Annotated in this window: 18 protein-coding genes; 8 read left to right on the forward strand and 10 right to left on the reverse strand. The window is 61.4% G+C overall.

Translation table 11 applies throughout. The annotated features are described in order from the left end of the window. Window positions 1-44: 44 nt before the first annotated feature. Together ABCR88_RS17095 and ABCR88_RS17100 are read right to left on the reverse strand one after the other, a co-directional pair. Window positions 45-1,229, reverse strand: a complete 1,185-nt coding sequence (locus tag ABCR88_RS17095; RefSeq protein WP_350404902.1) for a contractile injection system protein, VgrG/Pvc8 family — start codon at window positions 1,227-1,229, stop codon at window positions 45-47. A gap of 164 nt (window positions 1,230-1,393) precedes the next feature. After that, window positions 1,394-2,497, reverse strand: a complete 1,104-nt coding sequence (locus ABCR88_RS17100) for a polyamine ABC transporter substrate-binding protein (RefSeq protein WP_350402797.1) — start codon at window positions 2,495-2,497, stop codon at window positions 1,394-1,396. 139 nt (window positions 2,498-2,636) lie between these two features. On the opposite strand from ABCR88_RS17100, the gene ABCR88_RS17105 reads away from it, so the two are divergent. Together ABCR88_RS17105 and ABCR88_RS17110 are read left to right on the forward strand one after the other, a co-directional pair. Further along, entirely contained in the window at window positions 2,637-3,428 is a 792-nt protein-coding gene (locus ABCR88_RS17105; RefSeq protein ID WP_232642237.1) for a helix-turn-helix transcriptional regulator, read from the forward strand. Between the two features lie 120 nt (window positions 3,429-3,548). Beyond that, window positions 3,549-4,331: a hypothetical protein gene (locus ABCR88_RS17110; RefSeq protein ID WP_350402799.1), complete on the forward strand. Its 783-nt coding sequence runs from the start codon at window positions 3,549-3,551 to the stop codon at window positions 4,329-4,331. 30 nt (window positions 4,332-4,361) lie between these two features. On the opposite strand, the gene ABCR88_RS17115 is transcribed toward ABCR88_RS17110, so the two are convergent. Beyond that, window positions 4,362-4,949 carry a TetR family transcriptional regulator gene (locus tag ABCR88_RS17115; protein WP_350402801.1) on the reverse strand — a complete coding sequence of 196 codons (588 nt, stop codon included), beginning with the start codon at window positions 4,947-4,949 and terminating at the stop codon, window positions 4,362-4,364. A gap of 149 nt (window positions 4,950-5,098) precedes the next feature. Here ABCR88_RS17115 and ABCR88_RS17120 point away from each other — a divergent pair, with 149 nt between their 5' ends. From ABCR88_RS17120 to ABCR88_RS17140, 5 genes are all read left to right on the forward strand, one after another. Continuing rightward, window positions 5,099-6,199 carry an alkene reductase gene (locus ABCR88_RS17120; RefSeq protein WP_350402803.1) on the forward strand — a complete coding sequence of 367 codons (1,101 nt, stop codon included), beginning with the start codon at window positions 5,099-5,101 and terminating at the stop codon, window positions 6,197-6,199. 54 nt (window positions 6,200-6,253) lie between these two features. Beyond that, entirely contained in the window at window positions 6,254-7,042 is a 789-nt protein-coding gene (locus ABCR88_RS17125) for an SDR family oxidoreductase (RefSeq protein ID WP_232642241.1), read from the forward strand. 75 nt (window positions 7,043-7,117) lie between these two features. Further along, window positions 7,118-7,987 (forward strand): alpha/beta hydrolase, encoded by an 870-nt coding sequence (locus ABCR88_RS17130; protein WP_350024068.1) that lies wholly within the window; start codon window positions 7,118-7,120, stop codon window positions 7,985-7,987. A gap of 68 nt (window positions 7,988-8,055) precedes the next feature. Then, complete coding sequence (locus tag ABCR88_RS17135) at window positions 8,056-9,054, forward strand: NADP-dependent oxidoreductase (RefSeq protein ID WP_350402806.1); 999 nt, start codon at window positions 8,056-8,058, stop codon at window positions 9,052-9,054. A 338-nt stretch (window positions 9,055-9,392) separates the two neighbouring features. Further along, on the forward strand, window positions 9,393-9,587 hold the full coding sequence (locus ABCR88_RS17140) for a hypothetical protein (RefSeq protein ID WP_350402808.1): 195 nt from the start codon (window positions 9,393-9,395) through the stop codon (window positions 9,585-9,587). 116 nt (window positions 9,588-9,703) lie between these two features. Here ABCR88_RS17140 and ABCR88_RS17145 read toward each other — a convergent pair whose 3' ends face one another. The 6 genes from ABCR88_RS17145 to ABCR88_RS17170 all read right to left on the reverse strand — a co-directional run bounded on the left by ABCR88_RS17145 (window position 9,704) and on the right by ABCR88_RS17170 (window position 16,949). Beyond that, window positions 9,704-10,303: a LysE family transporter gene (locus ABCR88_RS17145; RefSeq protein ID WP_171820709.1), complete on the reverse strand. Its 600-nt coding sequence runs from the start codon at window positions 10,301-10,303 to the stop codon at window positions 9,704-9,706. A 71-nt stretch (window positions 10,304-10,374) separates the two neighbouring features. Next, on the reverse strand, window positions 10,375-11,883 hold the full coding sequence (locus ABCR88_RS17150) for an efflux transporter outer membrane subunit (RefSeq protein ID WP_350402811.1): 1,509 nt from the start codon (window positions 11,881-11,883) through the stop codon (window positions 10,375-10,377). An 11-nt stretch (window positions 11,884-11,894) separates the two neighbouring features. After that, window positions 11,895-13,013 carry an ABC transporter permease gene (locus tag ABCR88_RS17155; RefSeq protein WP_011061090.1) on the reverse strand — a complete coding sequence of 373 codons (1,119 nt, stop codon included), beginning with the start codon at window positions 13,011-13,013 and terminating at the stop codon, window positions 11,895-11,897. Window positions 13,014-13,017: 4 nt separating this feature from the next. Continuing rightward, entirely contained in the window at window positions 13,018-14,166 is a 1,149-nt protein-coding gene (locus ABCR88_RS17160) for an ABC transporter permease (protein ID WP_019093651.1), read from the reverse strand. Window positions 14,167-14,169: 3 nt separating this feature from the next. Continuing rightward, window positions 14,170-15,939, reverse strand: coding sequence for an ATP-binding cassette domain-containing protein (locus ABCR88_RS17165; protein ID WP_041117996.1), 1,770 nt, complete (start codon window positions 15,937-15,939; stop codon window positions 14,170-14,172). After that, window positions 15,936-16,949, reverse strand: a complete 1,014-nt coding sequence (locus ABCR88_RS17170) for an HlyD family efflux transporter periplasmic adaptor subunit (protein ID WP_123473307.1) — start codon at window positions 16,947-16,949, stop codon at window positions 15,936-15,938. Before ABCR88_RS17170 ends, ABCR88_RS17165 begins: the two co-directional genes overlap by 4 nt. Window positions 16,950-17,060: 111 nt before the next feature. On the opposite strand from ABCR88_RS17170, the gene ABCR88_RS17175 reads away from it, so the two are divergent. Beyond that, window positions 17,061-17,696: a TetR/AcrR family transcriptional regulator gene (locus tag ABCR88_RS17175; RefSeq protein WP_026020031.1), complete on the forward strand. Its 636-nt coding sequence runs from the start codon at window positions 17,061-17,063 to the stop codon at window positions 17,694-17,696. A gap of 5 nt (window positions 17,697-17,701) precedes the next feature. Here the strand turns inward: ABCR88_RS17175 and ABCR88_RS17180 are convergent, their stop codons facing one another. Further along, entirely contained in the window at window positions 17,702-18,484 is a 783-nt protein-coding gene (locus ABCR88_RS17180) for an alpha/beta fold hydrolase (protein WP_053151325.1), read from the reverse strand. Between the last annotated feature and the right edge of the window lies 1 nt (window position 18,485).

An 18,485-nucleotide genomic window follows, 5' to 3' on the forward strand; every position in this document is an offset into this window, starting at 1 on the left:
GAATGCTCCCTGGCGGCTTGATGCGCGCTCAGGGCAATGGTGTATCAGCCGCAACACAGGCAACCGCTGATCAGCGGTTGATCGGGGTCGTTTTCAAGAAATGCGACTTTGACCTCCACACCGGGTCGCAGCGGCGTCACTTCACAACGCCAATTGGCAGTACCAGCCAGCCAACAACTGCTTTTGTCGTCGAACCGACCTTCGCGGTCCCAGGGAAACTTGACCTTGACCCTTTCGAAGCGCTGACCACGCGAGTTCGCCTGGTCTTCCAGGGCAATGACCAGCGCCGTCTGGTTGCCTGGCGCCAGAGGCTTCTCATGAGCCAAAGGCGGGCGATAGCAAAGGTCCAATGCAAGCGCAGTGAAACGGTTGCGATACCCCTGACGCAGTTGATCCTGGTTGTCAGGGCTGACATTGGCGACGCTCTCACCCGCAACCTGTGGTTGCTTGCCCTCATGAATGACCTGAGTCAGTAGCCAGAGGTCGCTGCCCTGGCCCGAGGTTTCCAGGACATGACCACTGAGCAGCCCGCTCTGCGTACCTTGTCCTTCAACCTGGCGCGACTCCCTGGCACGCAGGCTTGTCGGCGTGCCGTGACCGACCGGTAACAGGGTGGCGAGCCCATCGTGCCCGGGGGCAAAAGCCGTGGTCGGCCCGATCGGAGGGAATACTGCCTGCTGATCGCCAAAGACCAGTACGTGGCCTTGAGTGCTGTGCTGGAAGTGGAAGTGAATTCCCTCTTCCTCGCACAGGCGCTGAATAAAATGCAGATCAGTTTCATCGTACTGGGTGCAGCAGTCACGCTCGGGGTAACTCGCCCCGAGCTCAAAGCGGTAGGCATCCCCCAGAATCCCATGCTCCTCCAGGACCAGGGCGACGATAGCGGGCACCGAGAACTGCTGATAGATCCTCTTGTTGATACGGTGACGCAAGTAGGACAGGTGCGGCACCAGGGCCAGGTTGTAGTGCGTCAAGCCTTGAGCGTCTGGACCTCGCGCAATGTGATAGATGCGCCCATGAATGCCATTGCCCCAAGTGTCGAATGCCAGAAAAGCCGGCACATCGAAGAGGCATTGCAGATCCAGATCCGGTCGCTCGCTCACACACTCCACATTGAAGAAATAAGGCTTGCTGATCGCCTCTTCTCCGGTGAATGCGCGCACCTTGAAGTCGTGCGCAAAACCGTCGATTGTCAGGCTGAACCGGGGTGCATTGGCTGGGCTGAACATCCACTGTTCTCTTATTGCATAACCTGTTGAATGGGCACGGTCGTGCAGCGCCTTGCGCAAAAGTTCATCTTGCACAAGACGCGTACATGTCTCCGAGTGTTTGAACAATACGCTCACACACAATGAAGATGTGCATGAAGCAGCAAGCGAAGAGTCAACTCAGATCAGATACTGCTCTTCACCTTGGTCCAGACCCGAGTACGGATTCTTTCCAGTTTCAAAGGTAGCGGCTCAAGCGGAACCAATGTGGCGATGGTTTGCTTGTCTGGATAAATCCAGGGGTTATCGCGCAACTTCTGCTCGACAAACTCGGTGGCATCTTTATTGCCATTAGGATAAAGCGTGTGATTCGAGGTCTTGGCAATCACTTCCGGGCGCAACATATAGTTGATGAAGGCCAGCCCTTCCTTGGGGTGAGGAGCATCTTTCAACAGCACCAGGTTTTCCGACCAGACCAGCGCACCTTCACGAGGAAGGCTGTAGTTGATCCTGCGCCCGGTATTGGCACTTTCATTGGCGGCTTGCGCAGCCAGGGCGCCATTGGCCCAGCCCACAACGACACAGATGTTGCCGCCCGCCAAGTCGGTGTCGATTCTGGAAGAGTCGAAATAAAGGATATAGGGGCGAATCTTCAACAGCAGCGCTTGCGCCTTCTGGTAATCATCCGGGTTCTTGCTATTGCTGGACAGCCCGAGGTAATTCAAGGCAATCGAGATGATCTCGCTGGGCGAGTCGAGCATGGCCACACCACAAGACTGCAGCTTGCTGATGTTCTCTTCCTTGAAGATCAGGTCCCAACTGTTGACCGGGGCATTGTCGCCCAGGGCCGCCTTGACTTTATCAACGTCATAACCAATGCCGGTGGTGCCCCACAAGTAGGGCACGGCGTAGCGATTGCCCGGGTCATTGACCGCCAGTTGCGCCAGGATAGCGGGATCGACATGGGACAGGTTACTGAGTTGACCTGAATCAAGTGGCTGCAGGACTCCAGCCTGGATCAGGCTGGGCAGTACATTGGAGGTCGCCACCACCACGTCATACCCCGTATGCCCGGCCATGACCTTGCTCTGCATGATATCGGCGCTGTCGAAGGCATCCATGTGGATACGGGTGCCGGTGGCCTGTTCGAACTCCTTTGGAGTCTCTGGTGCGAGTAGCCCGAACCAGTTGTAGAGGTACATGGCAGGCTCTGCGGCACCCGCCGTTGTGCTTATTCCGGCATAGAGAAACGCAGCCGAAAAAATGGTTCGCAAACGTGACTTTCTCATGCAACATCCTTGTCCAGACGACGTGCCCTCATGGCGGTCGTAAACCTGTGCCAGCGAATATACCGGGCATCAGCCAATAGTAAATACCTACGATTACTTAGCTCCGGCCGACCATTCCCTAACCCTAAAGGGGTAGAAAATGCCACTCGATCTTCATAGCCTGGCCTGGCACCGTTCGATTGGAAAACTGATTCTGCAGTTGAATCGCCCAGAGTTCTGGAGCTCACTTATCCGCACACTCAATGAATATGTGCAGATTGATAACTGGGTGGTTTTGATCTTCAGCAATCAACAAGTGCAAGTTGTCAGCCTACCCGAGGTGGCAGATGCAGAAGAAGTGGATGCGTTCATTCACCTCTATGTAAAAGGCCTGTATTTGCTGGACCCCTTCTATATCGCCAATCGAGAAAACCCGCAGAGCGGCTTCTTTCATCTACTGGATATAGCGCCGGAGTACTTTGTTGAAACCGAGTACTACCACAAGTACTTTGCACAATATATTTGCGTAGATGAAGTGCAATACAACATCCAGCTCGATGCTGACAGAACACTGTGCATTTCCATTGGCAGCAACGCCCATTTCAGCCAGGAACACATCACCATGCTGGACATCATCAAGCCGTGGGTCACGGCACTCATGCATCAGCGTATGTGCTTCGAAGTCGATGTGGAAAAAAGCCTCAGCGAACCGCCGCAATGGCCGGAGACGATCACCCAGTTTGGTACCCAGATAACCACGCGGGAACGTGATGTGCTCAGGCTGCTGCTCAGTGGCTTTTCCAACAAGGAAATCGCAGGAAAGCTCTCCCTCTCCACAGAGACGATCAAAGTGCACCGCCGCAACATCTACGCCAAGTTGAACATCAAATCACAGTCCGAACTCTTTGCACGCTTCTTCATGCCCAGGCAGGATGTGCTCTCTTTAAGCTAGGCCCCGGGCTTGAAATGAACTCACAGGCCTGGCACGAACAGCGAGAGCAGCAGGCTCACGTACGTTCGACCGAGCGTTGCTCATTCGCCTGAACACCCACATGGAGCCGGTAGCCATTCGATGGATATCCAATTTCGCGGTAACGCAATGCCTGGCAACCCCGCCGCTGGCACCTGCGATGAATACAGCCTGAGCGCCATTTCCAGCCTGGATGAGCTGATCGACGCCTACCGCAAGATCGCTGGCGACCACCCGGGTTTCCAGCCCCTTCTCTCGCTGGATGATCTGCCCCAGGCCCGCTACACCTCCGGGCATGCCCGCAACAACCTGGGGCTGGACGATGCCTCGGAGCAGGAGATCGCCCAGCTACCTGCAGAGTGCTTCGAACAGGGTGAATACCTGGGCTACCCCACCACCAAGGCCGAGTTCGCGATCTGCTTGCGCAACTTCACTGACCTGGTGGCAGGCAGCTCGTTCGAAGACGCTTGCGCCCACGGCCTGACCCTTGATGAGCCAGCCCTGCGCGAATGGGTGGACTATCAGCAAAACCCTGTATCACTGCTCGACCAGCCCCTCTCGGCACTCCTGGTGCCCGTCGAGCAGTCCTATCAGGCGCTCGCCGCTTTTCCCAACGGCTACTTCAGTTGCGACCTGGGCCCCGCGCAAAACTTTGCGGTGGCCCGCCATTTCGCCCAGGCCCATGGCTATGAGTTGATCGGGGTGGGCGCGTCTTACCTCGGCTTCCTGCGTGCAGGGCCTGCCGACCTTTGCGTAGCCAGCGCGGTGGCGAGCGATTTTTGTGCGCTCTACAACACTACCGAGGAGGACCGGCAAGCCGTGGTTTCAACGGTTGTCGAGGCTGTTCACGGTCGCACCCATTTGTGGCTGCGCTACGTGGAATGACGTTCGGAGAAAAGACGTGTGCGGCCCCCTTTATGCCGGCTTGCCTTTATCAACCGGCAACGACGCCAACATCTCAGCGCGGCACACCTCAAGAATCTCATCCGCCAGCGCTGAATCATCCGGGCAGGCACGCGACAACATAATCGCACCCACCGCACGGGACAGCAGGTCGATCATTTTCCGTCTGCCCTCCTCCGCAGCGGCATCCGGCCGGGCCGGGTATTTGTCCCCCAGGGTTTGCAGGGTGTGCTCGACCCCTTCGGCAAATGTCGCTTTCACATCCTCCGATTGGCGCGCCGCATCGCCACACAACGCGGCCATGGTGCAACCGCTGCCACGTCCGTCGCGATGTTCTCTGGTCACATAGACGTCGATGAAGCCAGGCACATCCAGCGCCTGCACGCCTGCCAGCGACTTGGCAAGGCTGCAGGCCGAGGCCTCGGCCATGAGGTCGGCCTTCGAGCCGAAATGCTTGTAGAAGCCGCCATGGGTGAAACCGGCCGCCGCCATCAGATCCGACACACCCACACCGTCAAAGCCGCGCTCACGGAACAACTCTGAGGCCGTTTCAACGATGTGCTCTCGATTGGCCTGCGCCTGGGCCTTGCTCACTCTCACGTGCAATACCTCATGTTCATTGGGAAATCATGGGGCCAATGATACATAGATGTCGATCATAATCAAAACCGTTGACAGTTTAGATTTCGATCATCATCATAATTGCACGCACCACCGACCTCCACCCACGGGCACGGAAGAGACACCAGATGACCGATCAGAATCTGTTCACCCCTTACACCCTTGGCGCCCTCACGCTGTCGAACCGCATCGTCCTCGCGCCACTGACCCGCAACCGCGCGGGCGCAGGCTTTGTTCCCAGCGAATTCGCGGCGATCTATTACAGCCAACGCGCTAGCGCAGGCTTGCTGATCAGCGAAGCTACGCAGATTTCCCAACAGGGCCAGGGCTATCAGGACACCCCCGGGATCTACACCCAGGCGCAGATTGATGGCTGGCGCACGGTGACCGACGCCGTCCACGCCAAGGGCGCAAAGATCTTTGTGCAACTGTGGCATGTCGGCCGCGTGTCCCACGTTGATCTGCAAGAATACGGCGCCGCCCCCGTGGCCCCTTCCGCGCTGCGTGCGGCCACCAAGGTGTTCGTCAATAACCGCTTTGAAGACGCCTGCGAGCCCCGCGCACTGGACATCAACGAACTGCCGGGGATCGTCGCCGATTTCCGCCAAGCCGCGGCAAACGCTATCGCTGCCGGGTTCGATGGCGTGGAAATTCACGGCGCGAATGGCTATTTGCTGGATCAGTTCCTCAAGGACAGCGCCAACGTGCGCACCGATGCTTACGGTGGCTCGATTGAAAATCGCGCCCGTCTGTTGCTTGAGGTGACGGCAGCCGTGATCGACGAAATCGGCGCGGATCGCACTGGGGTACGCCTGTCACCGGTGTCGCCAGCCAACGACGTTTCCAGCCGCGATCCGCAGGCGCAGTTCAATTACCTCGTCGATCAACTTGATGCCCTGGGTGTGGTGTACCTGCATGTGGTCGAAGGGGCGACCGGCGGTCCGCGCGAGGTGGCGCCATTCGACTTCAGCGCCCTGCGCCAGCGCTTCAAAAACACCTACATCGCCAACAACGGCTATGACCTGGAGTTGGCGACGTCGAGGCTGGCCGAAGACCAGGCCGATCTGATCGCCTTCGGTCGCCCGTTCATTGCCAACCCGGATCTGGTGGAGCGCCTGCAAAGCGGCGCGCTGCTGTCCGCCTTCAATCCCGCCACGCTCTATGGTGGCGGCGCGACGGGCTATATCGACTACCCGACCTTGGCTGAATCGAGCGCCAGCGCAAGCTGAGCAAGCAGAAACCGAGCTGTCCGTTTTCACCCATTCTGAAAGAGAGATGATCCCATGAACACTCGCCCTACCGTTCTCATCACTGGCGCCTCCACTGGCATCGGAGCCATCTACGCCGAGCGCTTCGCGCAACGTGGCCATGATCTGGTCCTGGTTGCCCGCGACCGGGCACGCCTGGACGCACTTGCCGCCCGCTTGCACAGCGAACACGGGGTCGCCGTCGATGTCATGACGGCGGACTTGACCCAACTCAGCGATCTGACAACCGTTGAAAGCCGCCTGCGCGACGACGCCCGTATCGGCATCCTCATCAATAACGCCGGCGCCGCGCTGTCCGGCAACTTCGTCGAGCAAAGCACCGACAGCGTTGCGCAACTGGTTGCCCTCAACACCACGGCACTGGTGCGGCTGGCCAGTGCCATTGCCCCGCGCCTGGCCAAAGCCGGTGACGGCGCGATCATCAACATCGGTTCGGTGGTCGGCCTGGCGCCGGAGTTCGGCATGACGGTCTATGGTGCAACCAAGGCTTTCGTGCTGTTCCTGTCCCAGGGCCTGAGCCTGGAACTGTCGCCCCGGGGCGTGTACGTGCAGGCCGTGCTGCCGGCCGCCACCCGCACGGAAATCTGGGACCGCTCCGGCGTCGATATCAATACCCTGGACGAAATCATGGAAGTGGGCGATCTGGTGGATGCCGCACTGGTCGGTTTCGATCGGCGCGAACCGGTGACCATCCCGCCACTGCAACAGGCTGAACGCTGGGATGACCTGCAGAGCGCACGTCAGGGCCTGCTGGGGCACATCCGTCAATCCGAGGTTGCCCAGCGTTACCAGACCCAAGAGTGATCTTCAGGTAGCGAGCATTCGCGGCGGATTCGCGGCAGGCACTGCGACGAATCCGGCCCGCTGTTCGGAGTAGCAATGAATCCAACACAGACAACCTTCCCCCCGGCTTTGCAGACGTCGTTCATCAACGCGACGAACCAGTCGATCATGGTCAGGGGCATTCCCTTCGCCTATCGCGATACCGGTCCCGCGGGCGGCGTGCCCCTAGTGCTGTTTAACCACTGGGGCGCGGTGCTGGACAACTTCGACCCGGCAATAATCGATGGGCTGGCACAGACCCGGCGAGTCATCACCACCGACTATCGCGGCATCGGCGGCTCGGGTGGAACCGCCCCCCTGACGGTCGGCGACATGGCGCAAGACGCCATTGACCTGATACAGGCCCTGGGGTTCAAGAGCGTCGATATCCTGGGCTTCTCACTCGGCGGTTTCGTCGCTCAGGACATCGCCCTGCAAGCCCCCCAATTGGTGCGCCGCTTGATTCTCACCAGCACCGGACCGGCCGGCGGCACCGGCATCGACAAGGTCGGCTCGGTGACCTGGCCCTTGATGCTCAAAGGCTTGCTGACCTTGCGCGATCCCAAGTACTACCTGTTCTTTACCTCGACGCCCAATGGTCGTCGAGCCGCCTCGGAATATCTGCAACGCCTGAAAGCCCGCAGCAAGCATCGCGACAAGGGCCCAACGCCCGGCGCCTTCCTGCGCCAGTTGCAAGCCATCACCGCGTGGGGCAGACAGGCGCCGCAGAATCTCGGGCGCTTGCGTGCGCCGACGCTGATCGTCAATGGCGACAACGACATCATGGTGCCCAGCGTCAACTCCCATGCCCTGGCCAAGCGTGTCCCCAACGCACAGCTAGTGATGTATGAGGAGGCCGGGCACGGCGGCATTTTCCAGTACCACGCGGACTTCGTGGCCAAGGTCCGGGTGTTCCTTGACGACTGAGCCCCCATGACAGCAACCCCACCCAAGCACCGCCCACACCTATTCCAACTGACAAGAGCCGCACCACGATGAAAGCCTTTCTGATTGATCGCTATGGCCAGCACAGCGGGCGCATTGGCGAAGTGCCCACGCCCGCGGTGGGTGCCCACGACGTGTTGATCGAGATCCACGCCAGCAGCGTCAACGTGCTGGACTCGAAGATCCGCAACGGAGAATTCAAGCTGATCCTGCCCTATGCATTGCCGCTGATACTGGGTAATGACCTGGCGGGCGTCGTGGTTGAGGTGGGTCCTCAAGTACAACGCTTCAAGCCGGGAGACGAAGTCTATGCGCGCCCGCCTGAAACACGGATCGGGACGTTCGCCCAATGGATCGCCGTGAACGAACAGGCAGTCGCCCTGAAACCTGCCAACACCAGCATGATCGAGGCCGCGTCGATCCCCTTGGTCGCGCTCACCGCCTGGCAGGTGCTGGTGCAAACCGCCCAGCTGAAAAAGGGCCAGAAAGTGTTGATCCACGCCGGTGCAGGCGGAGTCGGCAGCATTGCCATCCAGCTGGCCAAACACCTCGGCGCCTTCGTCGCGACCACCACCAGCACGGCGAATGTCGAATGGGTCAAAGCCCTGGGCGCCGATCAGGTGATCGACTACAAGCAGCAGAATTTCGAAAGCCTCTTGCATGACTACGACCTGGTGTTGAACAGCCTCGGTGCCGACGTACTGGAAAAATCCCTCAAGGTCCTCAAGCCCGGCGGCCAGCTGATTTCCATCTCTGGGCCACCCACTGTGCAGTTCGCCCAGCAGCAAGGGCTGGCCTGGCCGTTGCAGCAGGTCATGCGCCTCTTGAGCTTGGGTATCCGGCGCAAGGCGCGCCAGCGGGACATCCGCTACGCCTTTGTGTTCATGCGGGCCGATGGCGCCCAGCTGCAACAGATCACCGCGCTGATCGAGGCCGGAATCATCAAACCTGTGGTTGACCGCAGCTTCGCCTTTGATGCAACGGCAGAAGCACTGCAGTACGTCGAGCAGGGACGAACCAAGGGCAAGGTGGTGGTCAGGATCCAATGACCACACCACCTACCGATGACCCGGCTGAGTCGACAAGAGCGCCTGGGCCCAGCGAGGCAACGCCAGCCCAGGCACCGGAAAAGCTGGAGCCGCAAGCGCCGGCCGATGCTGTCGCGCCGCCGATTCTTTGGCGCCGCTTGATGCTGGAGCCGTAGCGAAACCGCGTGGGTTCGCCGGCGGTTCTGGCCGCGACCCAGGCCGGCTAAACCTCGGCCGACGCCCCCTCATCGGCTGCGCGCAGAATCCGTTCAAGCGCCGGCCGCGTCCACTTTTCCCAAGGCCATTCATCTTGCCCATCCCCCGGGTGACGATACTCTCCGGCATCAAACGCGAGGTAGATGGAAAAGGCCGGCTCGGGCATGTCAGCGTTCAAGGACACATCAACAATGTCACTGAACAGGGTAGCCAGCGCGGTGGAGAGCGATTTTTGTGCGCTCTGCAACACCCCCGAGGAAGATCGGCAAGCCGTGGTTTCAACGGTTGTCGAGGCTGTTAGCGGTCGCACCCATGTGTGGTTGCGCTACGTGGAATGAGCCCCCCGGGTGCTGGCGACAACAGAGCGGTGCTGGAACACGGGGGTACAAGGGCCTCTCTCAACAGCGCCATTGCCCTAGCCTCACTTGGGCGCTGAAAGCCGCGGCAAAAACACCTACACCGCACGAACCACGGTGTAAGTGAGGGTGGCGGAAAACAGCGCCAGAACGACGGCGGTGCCCCGGGAAAACAGCGGTCCAGAAACCCGCCCCAGGTATTGGGCTCGAATACCCGCCCCCAGCGAGACCCAGAGCAAGGCTATTGGCGCCAGTGCCAGGAAGAAAGCGCTTAATGACGGCAGGAAATCCCCCAGGCTGGCGAACGAGCTGGCCGGGAAGATCACACTGGCGAAGATCAGCCCCTTGGGGTTGAGCAAGGTCGCAATCAACAGGTGCCGTGGCCAGCTCTCAAAGCGCTCGGTGTGCTGGGCTCCGATGGTGGAGGTCTTCCAGGTCTTCAAGGCCAGCGCCGCGATGTACAAGGCGCACAGCAGCTTGATCAGGTGGATCAGCCACGGGTAGTCGTGGGACAGCAGTACAAGCCCCCAGCCCCAGGTGCAGATCGAAACGGTGTAGCCGAGCATTTCGATCAACACCAGTGGCAGCGAGCGCAACACGCCGAACTTGAAGCCCGAGGCCAGCAGCAAGGTGTTTGAGGGCCCCGGCACTACCAGTATCAGGGACGAAAAAAGCGCGATCTTGTAGAGGTCATCCATTTGCATGGCTTCCTATTCCGTTAGGAAAGTGGGTCTGTGGGGAGTGCTGCCAGAGGCAGCGTTTCAGGGGCTCAGGTGGAATGCCCACCCATGGATTTGTAAATGCTGATCAGGTGAGTACGCAGTTGACTGTCGCTATTGACCAGGTCGCGCTGCGCCTCCAGCACGGTGCGCTGCGCTTCCAGTTCCTCCAGGTAGCTGGCCTCCCCGGCCGCGTACCGGACGCGGGTCCACTCATAGGTGCGGGCCTTGCTGTCATAGCTGTCCTTGAGGTGCGCGGCACGCTGGTATTCGTTGTGGTAGCGGCTCATCGCATCGTCCACTTCCTGCCAGGCTGCCAGTACGGTCCGGTGAAATGCCACGGCCGCCTCTTGCTGTTCGAGTGTGCGCAGGACCACGGTCTTGCTGCGCCGCCCACGGTCGAACAGCGGCAGGTCCAGGCGCGGCCCTACCGACCAGGTGCGGCTGCTCCAGTCGGCAAACTGGCCGCTCTTGTAGGATTCGAAGCCGAAGTCGGCCCCCAGCATCACGCTCGGGTACAGTTCGGCCTCGGCCACTCCGATGCCCGCCGTCGCCCGGTGCAAGCGGGCCTGGGCCGCACGGATGTCCGGACGCTCCCGGGCCAGGTCGCCAGGCAGGCCCAACTGCAGGTTGGGCAGCGGGCGGCTCAAGGCATTATCAGGCCGCTCCGCGAGCAAGGTTTCCAGGGCTCCGGGATGCTCCCCCAGCAACAGCGCAATACGGTTGCCCGCCTGGGTGTGCAGCGCCTTCCAAGCCGGTATCTGTGCATGCAGCGAGGCCAGCCGTGCCTCTTGGCGTTCCACCGCGAACCCGTCTTCCTCGCCCTCCCGGGCCTGGACGGCAATCACTTGCAGGTGCGCGGCCAGGATCTGTGCCTCCTGCTCCAGAAGACGGGTCTGGCGCTGTGCGGTACGCACTTCGAAGTAGTTTCGCGCCAGCTCGCTGGAGACACTGAGCAACACGTCGTCCAGGGTCGCGGCCGCACCATCGACCTCGGCCTGGGCGGCTTCACCCAGGCGTGACACCCGCCCCCAGAGATCCAGCTCCCATGAAACGTCGAACCCGGCCTGGTACAGGCTATAAGGGTCGGTCAGCACCTTTTCCAGGGCATCACTGTCGCTGCCCAAGGCTTCAAGCATTCGATTGTTCGGCGCATACCGGCTTTGCCGGTTTCGCGAAGCCGCCGCGGAAAAGGACACTTCGGGCGTTTCCAGGGAAGCGACTATCTGGCGTTGCAACCGCACCTGGGCAAACCGCAGCAAGGCCGTGTGCAGGTCCGGGCTGCCTTCGCGCACCTGGGCCTGCAGCTGGTCCAGCACCGGGTCGCCAAACACCTGCCACCAGTTGCCGTCTGCGGTTTGCGAGGTGGTCGCCGGGGCTTTGCCCGGCACCGAAGACGATGGCGGGCCACTGTGCCAATCCGTCCAGCGTTCCGGGCTGGGAACTGCCGGTGCCTTGAAATCGGGCCCGACGGTGCAGGCGGTGATGGCCAGCAGCATGGCCAGCAGCATGGCCAGCGTCAGCCCATTACGCAGGTATCCATAGTGAGTAGTTTTCATGACGTTCCTTATCACACCAATCGATTGCGAAACAGCCACGCAGCCAGCGGCAGGGTCACCAGCGCAACGGCAAGCATGGGCACCAGGTTCCAGGACACATCCGCCAGCGTTGCCCCCTCCAGGTAGATCCTCCTGACCAGGTCGATGGCAAAGCGCAGCGGATCGAGATAGGTCAGCAGTTGCAGGGCCTCGGGCATGCTGTGCACCGGGGTGATCAGGCCGGAGAGCAGGATCAGCGGCATCATCAGCACGAAGGTGTACACCATGGCCTGCTGCATGTTGGCCGACAGCGCCGAGATCGACAGCCCGATGCCCACGCAGGCGCTGGTGAAGACGAACAGCCCCAGGTACAGGTCCAGCACGGAGCCGATCATGGGGATCTTGAACCAGAACAGGCCGATGAGGAGGATCAGGCTGGACTGCAAGAGACCGATCAGTACCGACGGCAGGGCCTTGCCCAGCAGGATCACGAAAGGCGTCAGCGGAGTCACCAGCAGTTGGTCGAAGGTGCCCTGCTCGCGCTCCCTGGCTACCGACAACGCCGCCAGCATCAGGGTCTGGATCATGCTCAGCGCGGCGATCAGGCCCGGCACTATGTTCCAGCGGGTTTGCAGGTTGGGGTTGAACCAGGCACGGGTCTCCAGGCGTACCGGCGCGTTGTCCACCGCCAGGAACTGCTGGTTGAAGTCAGCCACCAGGTTGGCGATATGCCCGGCCGCCATTCCCGCGGTCGTCGAGTTGCGCCCATCCAGGATCAACTGCAAGCCGGCGTTTTCATGCCGGCTCAGGCGCTCGTCGAAGTCTGCGGCGATATGCAGCACCAGCAAGGCACTGCCCCGGTCGATCACCGGGGCGATCTCATCGACGCTGGTCAGGGTCGACACTCGGGCAAATACCCCGGAGGCATCGAAGCGTGCCAAAAGCTCTGTCGAAGCGCGCCCCTGGCTCTGATCCAGCACGGCATAGGGCACGTAGTTCAGGTCGTAGGTGGCGCCGTAGCCGAACAGCAATGACTGGACGATCGCCGGGGCAATCAGGATCACCCGGTTGGCCGGGTCCTTGACGATGGCCAGGAACTCCTTCTGAAACAGGAACAGCAACTCGCGTAGGAAATTCATCAGCTTGTCCATGGCTTCAATCCAGCTTCTTGCGGGTGCACAGGCGTGCAGCGTTCAACAGGAACACGGCGTAGGCCGCGAGGATTGCGAGGTTCTTGGCAATCAATGGCCAGTTGTTGCCAGCCAGGAACAGGGTCTTGACCAGCTCCATGAAGTAAGTCGCCGGCAGGATCGAGCCCACCACGCGGATGAACGTCGGCACATTGCGCAGATCGAAGAGGAACCCCGAGAGCATCAGCGCCGGCAGGAAGCTGAAGATGATCGCGATCTGGCTGGCCAGGAACTGGTTGCGTGTCTTCGCCGAAATCAGCAGGCCAATGCCCAGGGTGACCAGCAGGTAGAGCATGGAGCTCAACAGCAGGAGCACCAGCGAACCCTGGATCGGTACCTCGAACAGCAACCGCGCCGAAACCAGGCACATCACCAGGCCCAGCAGGCCCACCAGGAAATAGGGAATGATCTTGGCCAGGAGTATTTCGATCGACCTGACCGGGGTGACGAACAGTGATTCGAGCGTGCCCCGCTCCCACTCCCGGGCCAGTACCAGAGAGGTCAGGAAGGCACCCACCAGGGTCATGATCAGGGCGATGAGCCCGGGCACCAGGTACCAGGTACTGCTGTTGGCGGCGTTGAACCACATGCGTTCGACGACCAGCACCCGACCGGCCGACTGGGGCTGCCGGGAGCGGTCGAACTGCTGCTGTTGCCAGACATTCAGCGCGCCCCTGACATAGCGTCCAAGGGTCGCCGCGCTGTTGGCATCGGCGCCATGCAGGAGCAATTGCAAGCGCGCATCCTGCTGTTCGAGGCGCCTGGAAAAATCCGCCGGCACGCGCACGATGCCGTCGACCCGACGCTTGTCCATCAGCGCTTGGGCCTCGGCCATGCTGGTCACCTGGACCACCGAGAAGTAGTCCGAACTCGCAAGCTTCGCCACCACGCTGCGGGCGCTGGGGGAGCTGTCTTCCAGGACCACGGCCAGCGGCGTGTTGCGAATGTCCAGGGACAGGCCGTAGCCAAATATCAGGATCAGCACGATGGGCAGGACAATGCCTATCGCCAGGTTGCTCTTGTCACGCATCAATTGGCGCAACTCCTTTCGGGTGAGCGCAATGAGCCTGCGCCTGAACCCTGAGGCGGATCGATTGGAGTCAGTCATGGTCATTCCTCACTGCACCGGGGCGCTGGCCTGGGCCCGAGCACGCTCGACCACGGCAATGAAGGCGCTGTTCATGTCGGCAAGCGACTCGCTGCCCTGGTGGCGTACCTGTTCCGGAGTGCCCAGGGCCAGCAGCCGTCCGGCATCCTGGATGACGATACGGTCGCAGTACTCGGCCTCTTCCATGAAGTGGGTGGTGATCACGATCGTCGTGCCGCTTTGCGCCAGGGCGGTGATACGGCGCCAGAATGCCCGGCGGGCCAAGGGGTCGATACCGCTGGTGGGTTCGTCGAGAAACAGGATCTGCGGCTCGTGCAGCAACGCGACCGCCATGGCCAGGCGCTGCTTGTAGCCACCGGGCAGCTCGCCGCTGCGCAGGTGCTTGTGTTCGTCGAGGTCGAACTGTTCGAGCATCAACGCCACCCGCGCTTTCAGCTTCGCGCCGTGCAGGCCATAGGCGCCGCCGAAGAAGCGCAGGTTCTCCAGGGCCGACAGGTTCGCGTACAGGGCGAACTTCTGCGAGACGTAGCCGATCTTGCGCCGCGCCGCCGCACGTGCGGTGCGCAGGTTGACGCCAGCCACCTCAAGGTGCCCGCTGGAGGCGGGAAGCAAACCGCAAAGCATGCGAAACGTGGTGGTCTTGCCGGCTCCGTTGGGGCCCAGCAAGCCGAATATCTCGCCCTTCAACACCTCGAACGAGGTGCTGGCAACCGCGGTGAAGTCCCCGAACTTGCGCACCAGGTCGCGGACCTCGATGACCACCGCACGCCCAGAGGCAGCGTCGCCCTGGCCGTCGCTGGCGGGCGCCTGCGCCGGCTCGTCCAGGCTTGCAACGCTGCCAACCTGTTGCCGGAGCAACACCATGAAGCCATCTTCGAGGCGGGCCTCCAGCGCCTGGGGAGAGGCCTGGCCAGCCAGGGATGGAATGGCCTGCAGAGGCACCTGGGCGCTGCGGATAAAGCGAACCATGCCGCCTTCGGGCACGGCATCGATGATGTGTTCATTGTCGTCAAGCAAGCGCGCCTGCAACAGCCTGGCCGGGGTGCCGGCCTCGGGGCCGACGCCATAGCACAGGCCCTGCGCCAGATGGCACAACTGCGCCGGTGGCCCCTGGGCGATCAGCCGCCCCTGGTACAGCACAAAGACCTGGGCGCAACGCTGGGCCTCGTCCATGTAGGCAGTGCTGATCAGCACCGTGAGGTTTTCCTGCTCGATCAGTTGTTCGATGATGCTCCACAGTTCCCGCCGCGACAGCGGATCCACCCCCACGGTGGGCTCGTCCAGCAGCAACAGTTGCGGTGAACGGACCAGGGTACAGGCCAGCCCCAGTTTCTGTTTCATGCCGCCGGAAAGCTGTCCGGCCAGCCGGTCGCGAAAACGCGTCAGGTCCATCATCTGCAGCAACCGGGAAAAGCGCTCCTCGCGCTGCTGGGCGCGCACGCCATGCAGGTCGGCGTAGAGTTCGAGGTTTTCCTGGATCGTCAGGTCTTCGTACAGGCCGAACTTCTGGGGCATGTAGCTGATAAGGTCCTGCACCTGCTGCGGATCTGCGGCGACGTCCAGCCCCAGCACCTTCAACAGCCCTTCGTCGGCCTTGAGCAAGCCGGCAATCATCCGCAACAGGGTGGTTTTTCCGGCCCCGTCCGGCCCCACCAGGGCACTCAACTTGCCACTGGGCACCTCCAGAGAAACCTGCTCCAGAGCCAACTGTTCTCGCGTTCCACTGCGAAAGCGCTTGACCAGTTCAACAGCCTGAACCGTTACCGCTGGCGCACTCATGGCGTGGCCCCGGCCACCGGTGCCTGGTCAAGGTAGACGGTCGCCGGCATACCGAGCCGCAGGCGATCGTCAGGGTCCTTGACCAGCACCCGGATCTCGTAGACCAGGCTGGTGCGCAGGTCTTCCGTTTCCACCGACTTGGGGGTGAATTCGGCAACCGAGGAGATGTAGCCGACTTTGCCGTCGATCGCCTGGTCAGGAAAGCTGTCGGTGTAGACCCGCGCCATCTGGTCCGCACGTATGTGGCCCAACTGGCGCTCGTTGACATAGGCCCGTACCCACTTGGGGTCGGTCAGGGCCAGGGCAAACACCGGGCGCTGCGGCGAGGCCATATCCCCCGGCTCCAGCAGGCGCGTGCGGATCCGGGCCTGGGTCGGCGCCTTGAGCTGAGCGCGCGCCAGGTAATGTTCCAGCAGGTCCAGGTCGGCCCTGGAGGCTTGCAGGTCGGCCGTGGCCTGCTCGATGTCTTCATTGCGTGGGCCGATCTTGGCCAGGGTCCAGGATTCGCGCTGCTCCTGCGACTGGGCCTTGGCCACTTGCAAGCGGGCGGCTGCCTGGTCCAGGCGTTGCTGGCTGACGCCCTTGCCCTGGGTGTCGTCGGCGATCCTGCGCAGGCGCTGCATGTGCAGTTGAGCCAGCTGCATTTGCGCCTGGGCGGCATCAAAACGTGCCTTGGACTGCTCGACCTCTTGAGGCCGTGTGCCATTTTTCAAGCGCAGCAGCGCCTGTTCCTGGGCGCCGATCCTGGCCTTGGAGCGATTTATTTCCAGGCGCAGTGTGCGTGTGTCGAGTTCCGCCAGGACCTGGCCTGGCTGCACCAGGTCGCCCTCTTCGGCATACAGCGCGGCGATTCGCTCACTGCCGTCGAACGCCAGTGACACCTGGCGAATGTCGACGTTGCCATGGAGCTTGAGGTGGTCGTTCTGCTTCTCGGGGCGAAGGAGAAACCAGGAAACACCCGCTGTGGCCACCAGCAGTACGGCAACCCCTACAATCAACTGCTTCTTCATCCATGAGTCCTTTGTTTGCCAAGGCCTAATTAAAATTCAATTTGAATTTAAATTAGAAAATAACAGATACTGGCCATGAAGCAACCCCCCGCTCAGACCACGAGGAACATCATGAACACGCGACGCAGAACCAGCAGAAGCGACGGCGAACACACTAAAATCCGCATTCTCGAAGTGGCTGCCCGCCTGTTTGCCCAGCATGGCTATGCCAACACCGCGAGCAAGCTCATCTGTGAAGAAGCCGGCGCCGACCTCGCCGCCATCAACTACCACTTCGGTAGCCGGGAAGCCCTGTACAAGGCGGTGCTGATCGAGGGACACAAGCAGCTGGTGAGCTTCGAAGCCCTGTCGCAGCTGGCGCAAAGCGAAGAGCCGGCGCTGATCAAGCTCGATAGCTTCATCGATGCCATCGTCACCCGGGTGCTCGATGAGCAGAGCTGGCAAAGCAAAGTCTGTGCACGGGAAATACTGGCGCCCACTGTCCATTTCACCAGCCTTGTGCAAGAAGAAGTGATGCCCAAATTCCGTCTGCTGGAAGCGCTCATCAGCGAGATCACCGGCTTTCCGATCGGTGACCCGGCGCTGGCGCGTTGCACCATCAGCATCATCGCGCCCTGCCTGATGCTGGCGGTGATAGATCGCCAGCAGCCCAGCCCGCTGCAAGCCGTCCTGCAACACGACGCCAACGCCCTGAAAGCCCACTTCAAGCTGTTCGCCAGGTCCGGCCTCGCGGCCATTGCCCAATAGTCGGCTCACACCGCCAGACTGCCAGGCTGATTGTGCAGGGCGCTGCCCAGCACTGTTTTGACCCGCGACATGACCTGGGCGTCGAGAAAGAAATGGCCACCGGCAAACACGAACTGCTCGAAGCCGCACTGGGTGTAGCGCTGCCACTGCTGCATCTGCGCAGGCGGCGCAATCAGGTCCTGGGCGCCGCTCAGGCAGATCATGCGGGTGTCCAGCGGCTGCGGCTGGGCACCGGCGTAGGAGTAGACCATCTGTATGTCGGCCTGAATGATAGGCAGGTACATCTGCATCAGGTCCTCCTCGGCCAGCACCACCGCCGGCACGCCCCCCATGGCCTGCAGCGCGGCGATGGCCTGCTCTGCCGGCAGCTGGTGCAGCGGTGCTACCCGTTGCCGCACATGGGGCGCAACCATGCCCGAGAGCATCAGTTGCTGCGGCATCGGCAACCGCCGCTCCTGCAGCACACCGGCGACCGCAAAGGCCAGCAAGGCGCCCATGCTGTGGCCGAAAAAACAGCAGGGGATGTCATCGCCAAACTGCTCCAGGCAGTCGGCCACGTCGTTGGCCGCCGCCTGCATGTCGCTGTAGCAGGCCTCCTGGCTGCGACCTTCGCGGCCCGGCAACTGCAAGGCATACAGGTCGACCTGGTCGTACAGGGGCAGGAACCAGCGATGAAAGACCGAGGCCCCGCTCCCGGCATAGGGAAAGGTGAACAGGCGCATCTTGCCCCGAGGCCGGCTGGCATAGGGAAACCAGGCGTCCTTGGCCACGCGTGATGGAGTTCCCATG

It is taken from the genome of Pseudomonas sp. W17, assembly GCF_040268305.1.
Taxonomy (GTDB): Bacteria; Pseudomonadota; Gammaproteobacteria; order Pseudomonadales; family Pseudomonadaceae; genus Aquipseudomonas; species Aquipseudomonas protegens.

Excerpts from the sequence above, each read along its gene's own strand:
- ABCR88_RS17120 (WP_350402803.1), top strand. The coding sequence starts at position 5,099 with ATGACCGATCAGAATCTGTTCACCCCTTACACCCTTGGCGCCCTCACG.
- ABCR88_RS17095 (WP_350404902.1), bottom strand. The coding sequence starts at position 1,229 with ATGTTCAGCCCAGCCAATGCACCCCGGTTCAGCCTGACAATCGACGGT.
- ABCR88_RS17130 (WP_350024068.1), top strand. The coding sequence starts at position 7,118 with ATGAATCCAACACAGACAACCTTCCCCCCGGCTTTGCAGACGTCGTTC.
- ABCR88_RS17125 (WP_232642241.1), top strand. The coding sequence starts at position 6,254 with ATGAACACTCGCCCTACCGTTCTCATCACTGGCGCCTCCACTGGCATC.
- ABCR88_RS17135 (WP_350402806.1), top strand. The coding sequence starts at position 8,056 with ATGAAAGCCTTTCTGATTGATCGCTATGGCCAGCACAGCGGGCGCATT.
- ABCR88_RS17150 (WP_350402811.1), bottom strand. The coding sequence starts at position 11,883 with ATGAAAACTACTCACTATGGATACCTGCGTAATGGGCTGACGCTGGCC.
- ABCR88_RS17160 (WP_019093651.1), bottom strand. The coding sequence starts at position 14,166 with ATGACCATGACTGACTCCAATCGATCCGCCTCAGGGTTCAGGCGCAGG.
- ABCR88_RS17110 (WP_350402799.1), top strand. The coding sequence starts at position 3,549 with ATGGATATCCAATTTCGCGGTAACGCAATGCCTGGCAACCCCGCCGCT.
- ABCR88_RS17155 (WP_011061090.1), bottom strand. The coding sequence starts at position 13,013 with ATGGACAAGCTGATGAATTTCCTACGCGAGTTGCTGTTCCTGTTTCAG.
- ABCR88_RS17180 (WP_053151325.1), bottom strand. The coding sequence starts at position 18,484 with ATGGGAACTCCATCACGCGTGGCCAAGGACGCCTGGTTTCCCTATGCC.
- ABCR88_RS17105 (WP_232642237.1), top strand. The coding sequence starts at position 2,637 with ATGCCACTCGATCTTCATAGCCTGGCCTGGCACCGTTCGATTGGAAAA.
- ABCR88_RS17100 (WP_350402797.1), bottom strand. The coding sequence starts at position 2,497 with ATGAGAAAGTCACGTTTGCGAACCATTTTTTCGGCTGCGTTTCTCTAT.
- ABCR88_RS17170 (WP_123473307.1), bottom strand. The coding sequence starts at position 16,949 with ATGAAGAAGCAGTTGATTGTAGGGGTTGCCGTACTGCTGGTGGCCACA.
- ABCR88_RS17140 (WP_350402808.1), top strand. The coding sequence starts at position 9,393 with ATGGAAAAGGCCGGCTCGGGCATGTCAGCGTTCAAGGACACATCAACA.
- ABCR88_RS17165 (WP_041117996.1), bottom strand. The coding sequence starts at position 15,939 with ATGAGTGCGCCAGCGGTAACGGTTCAGGCTGTTGAACTGGTCAAGCGC.
- ABCR88_RS17175 (WP_026020031.1), top strand. The coding sequence starts at position 17,061 with ATGAACACGCGACGCAGAACCAGCAGAAGCGACGGCGAACACACTAAA.
- ABCR88_RS17145 (WP_171820709.1), bottom strand. The coding sequence starts at position 10,303 with ATGGATGACCTCTACAAGATCGCGCTTTTTTCGTCCCTGATACTGGTA.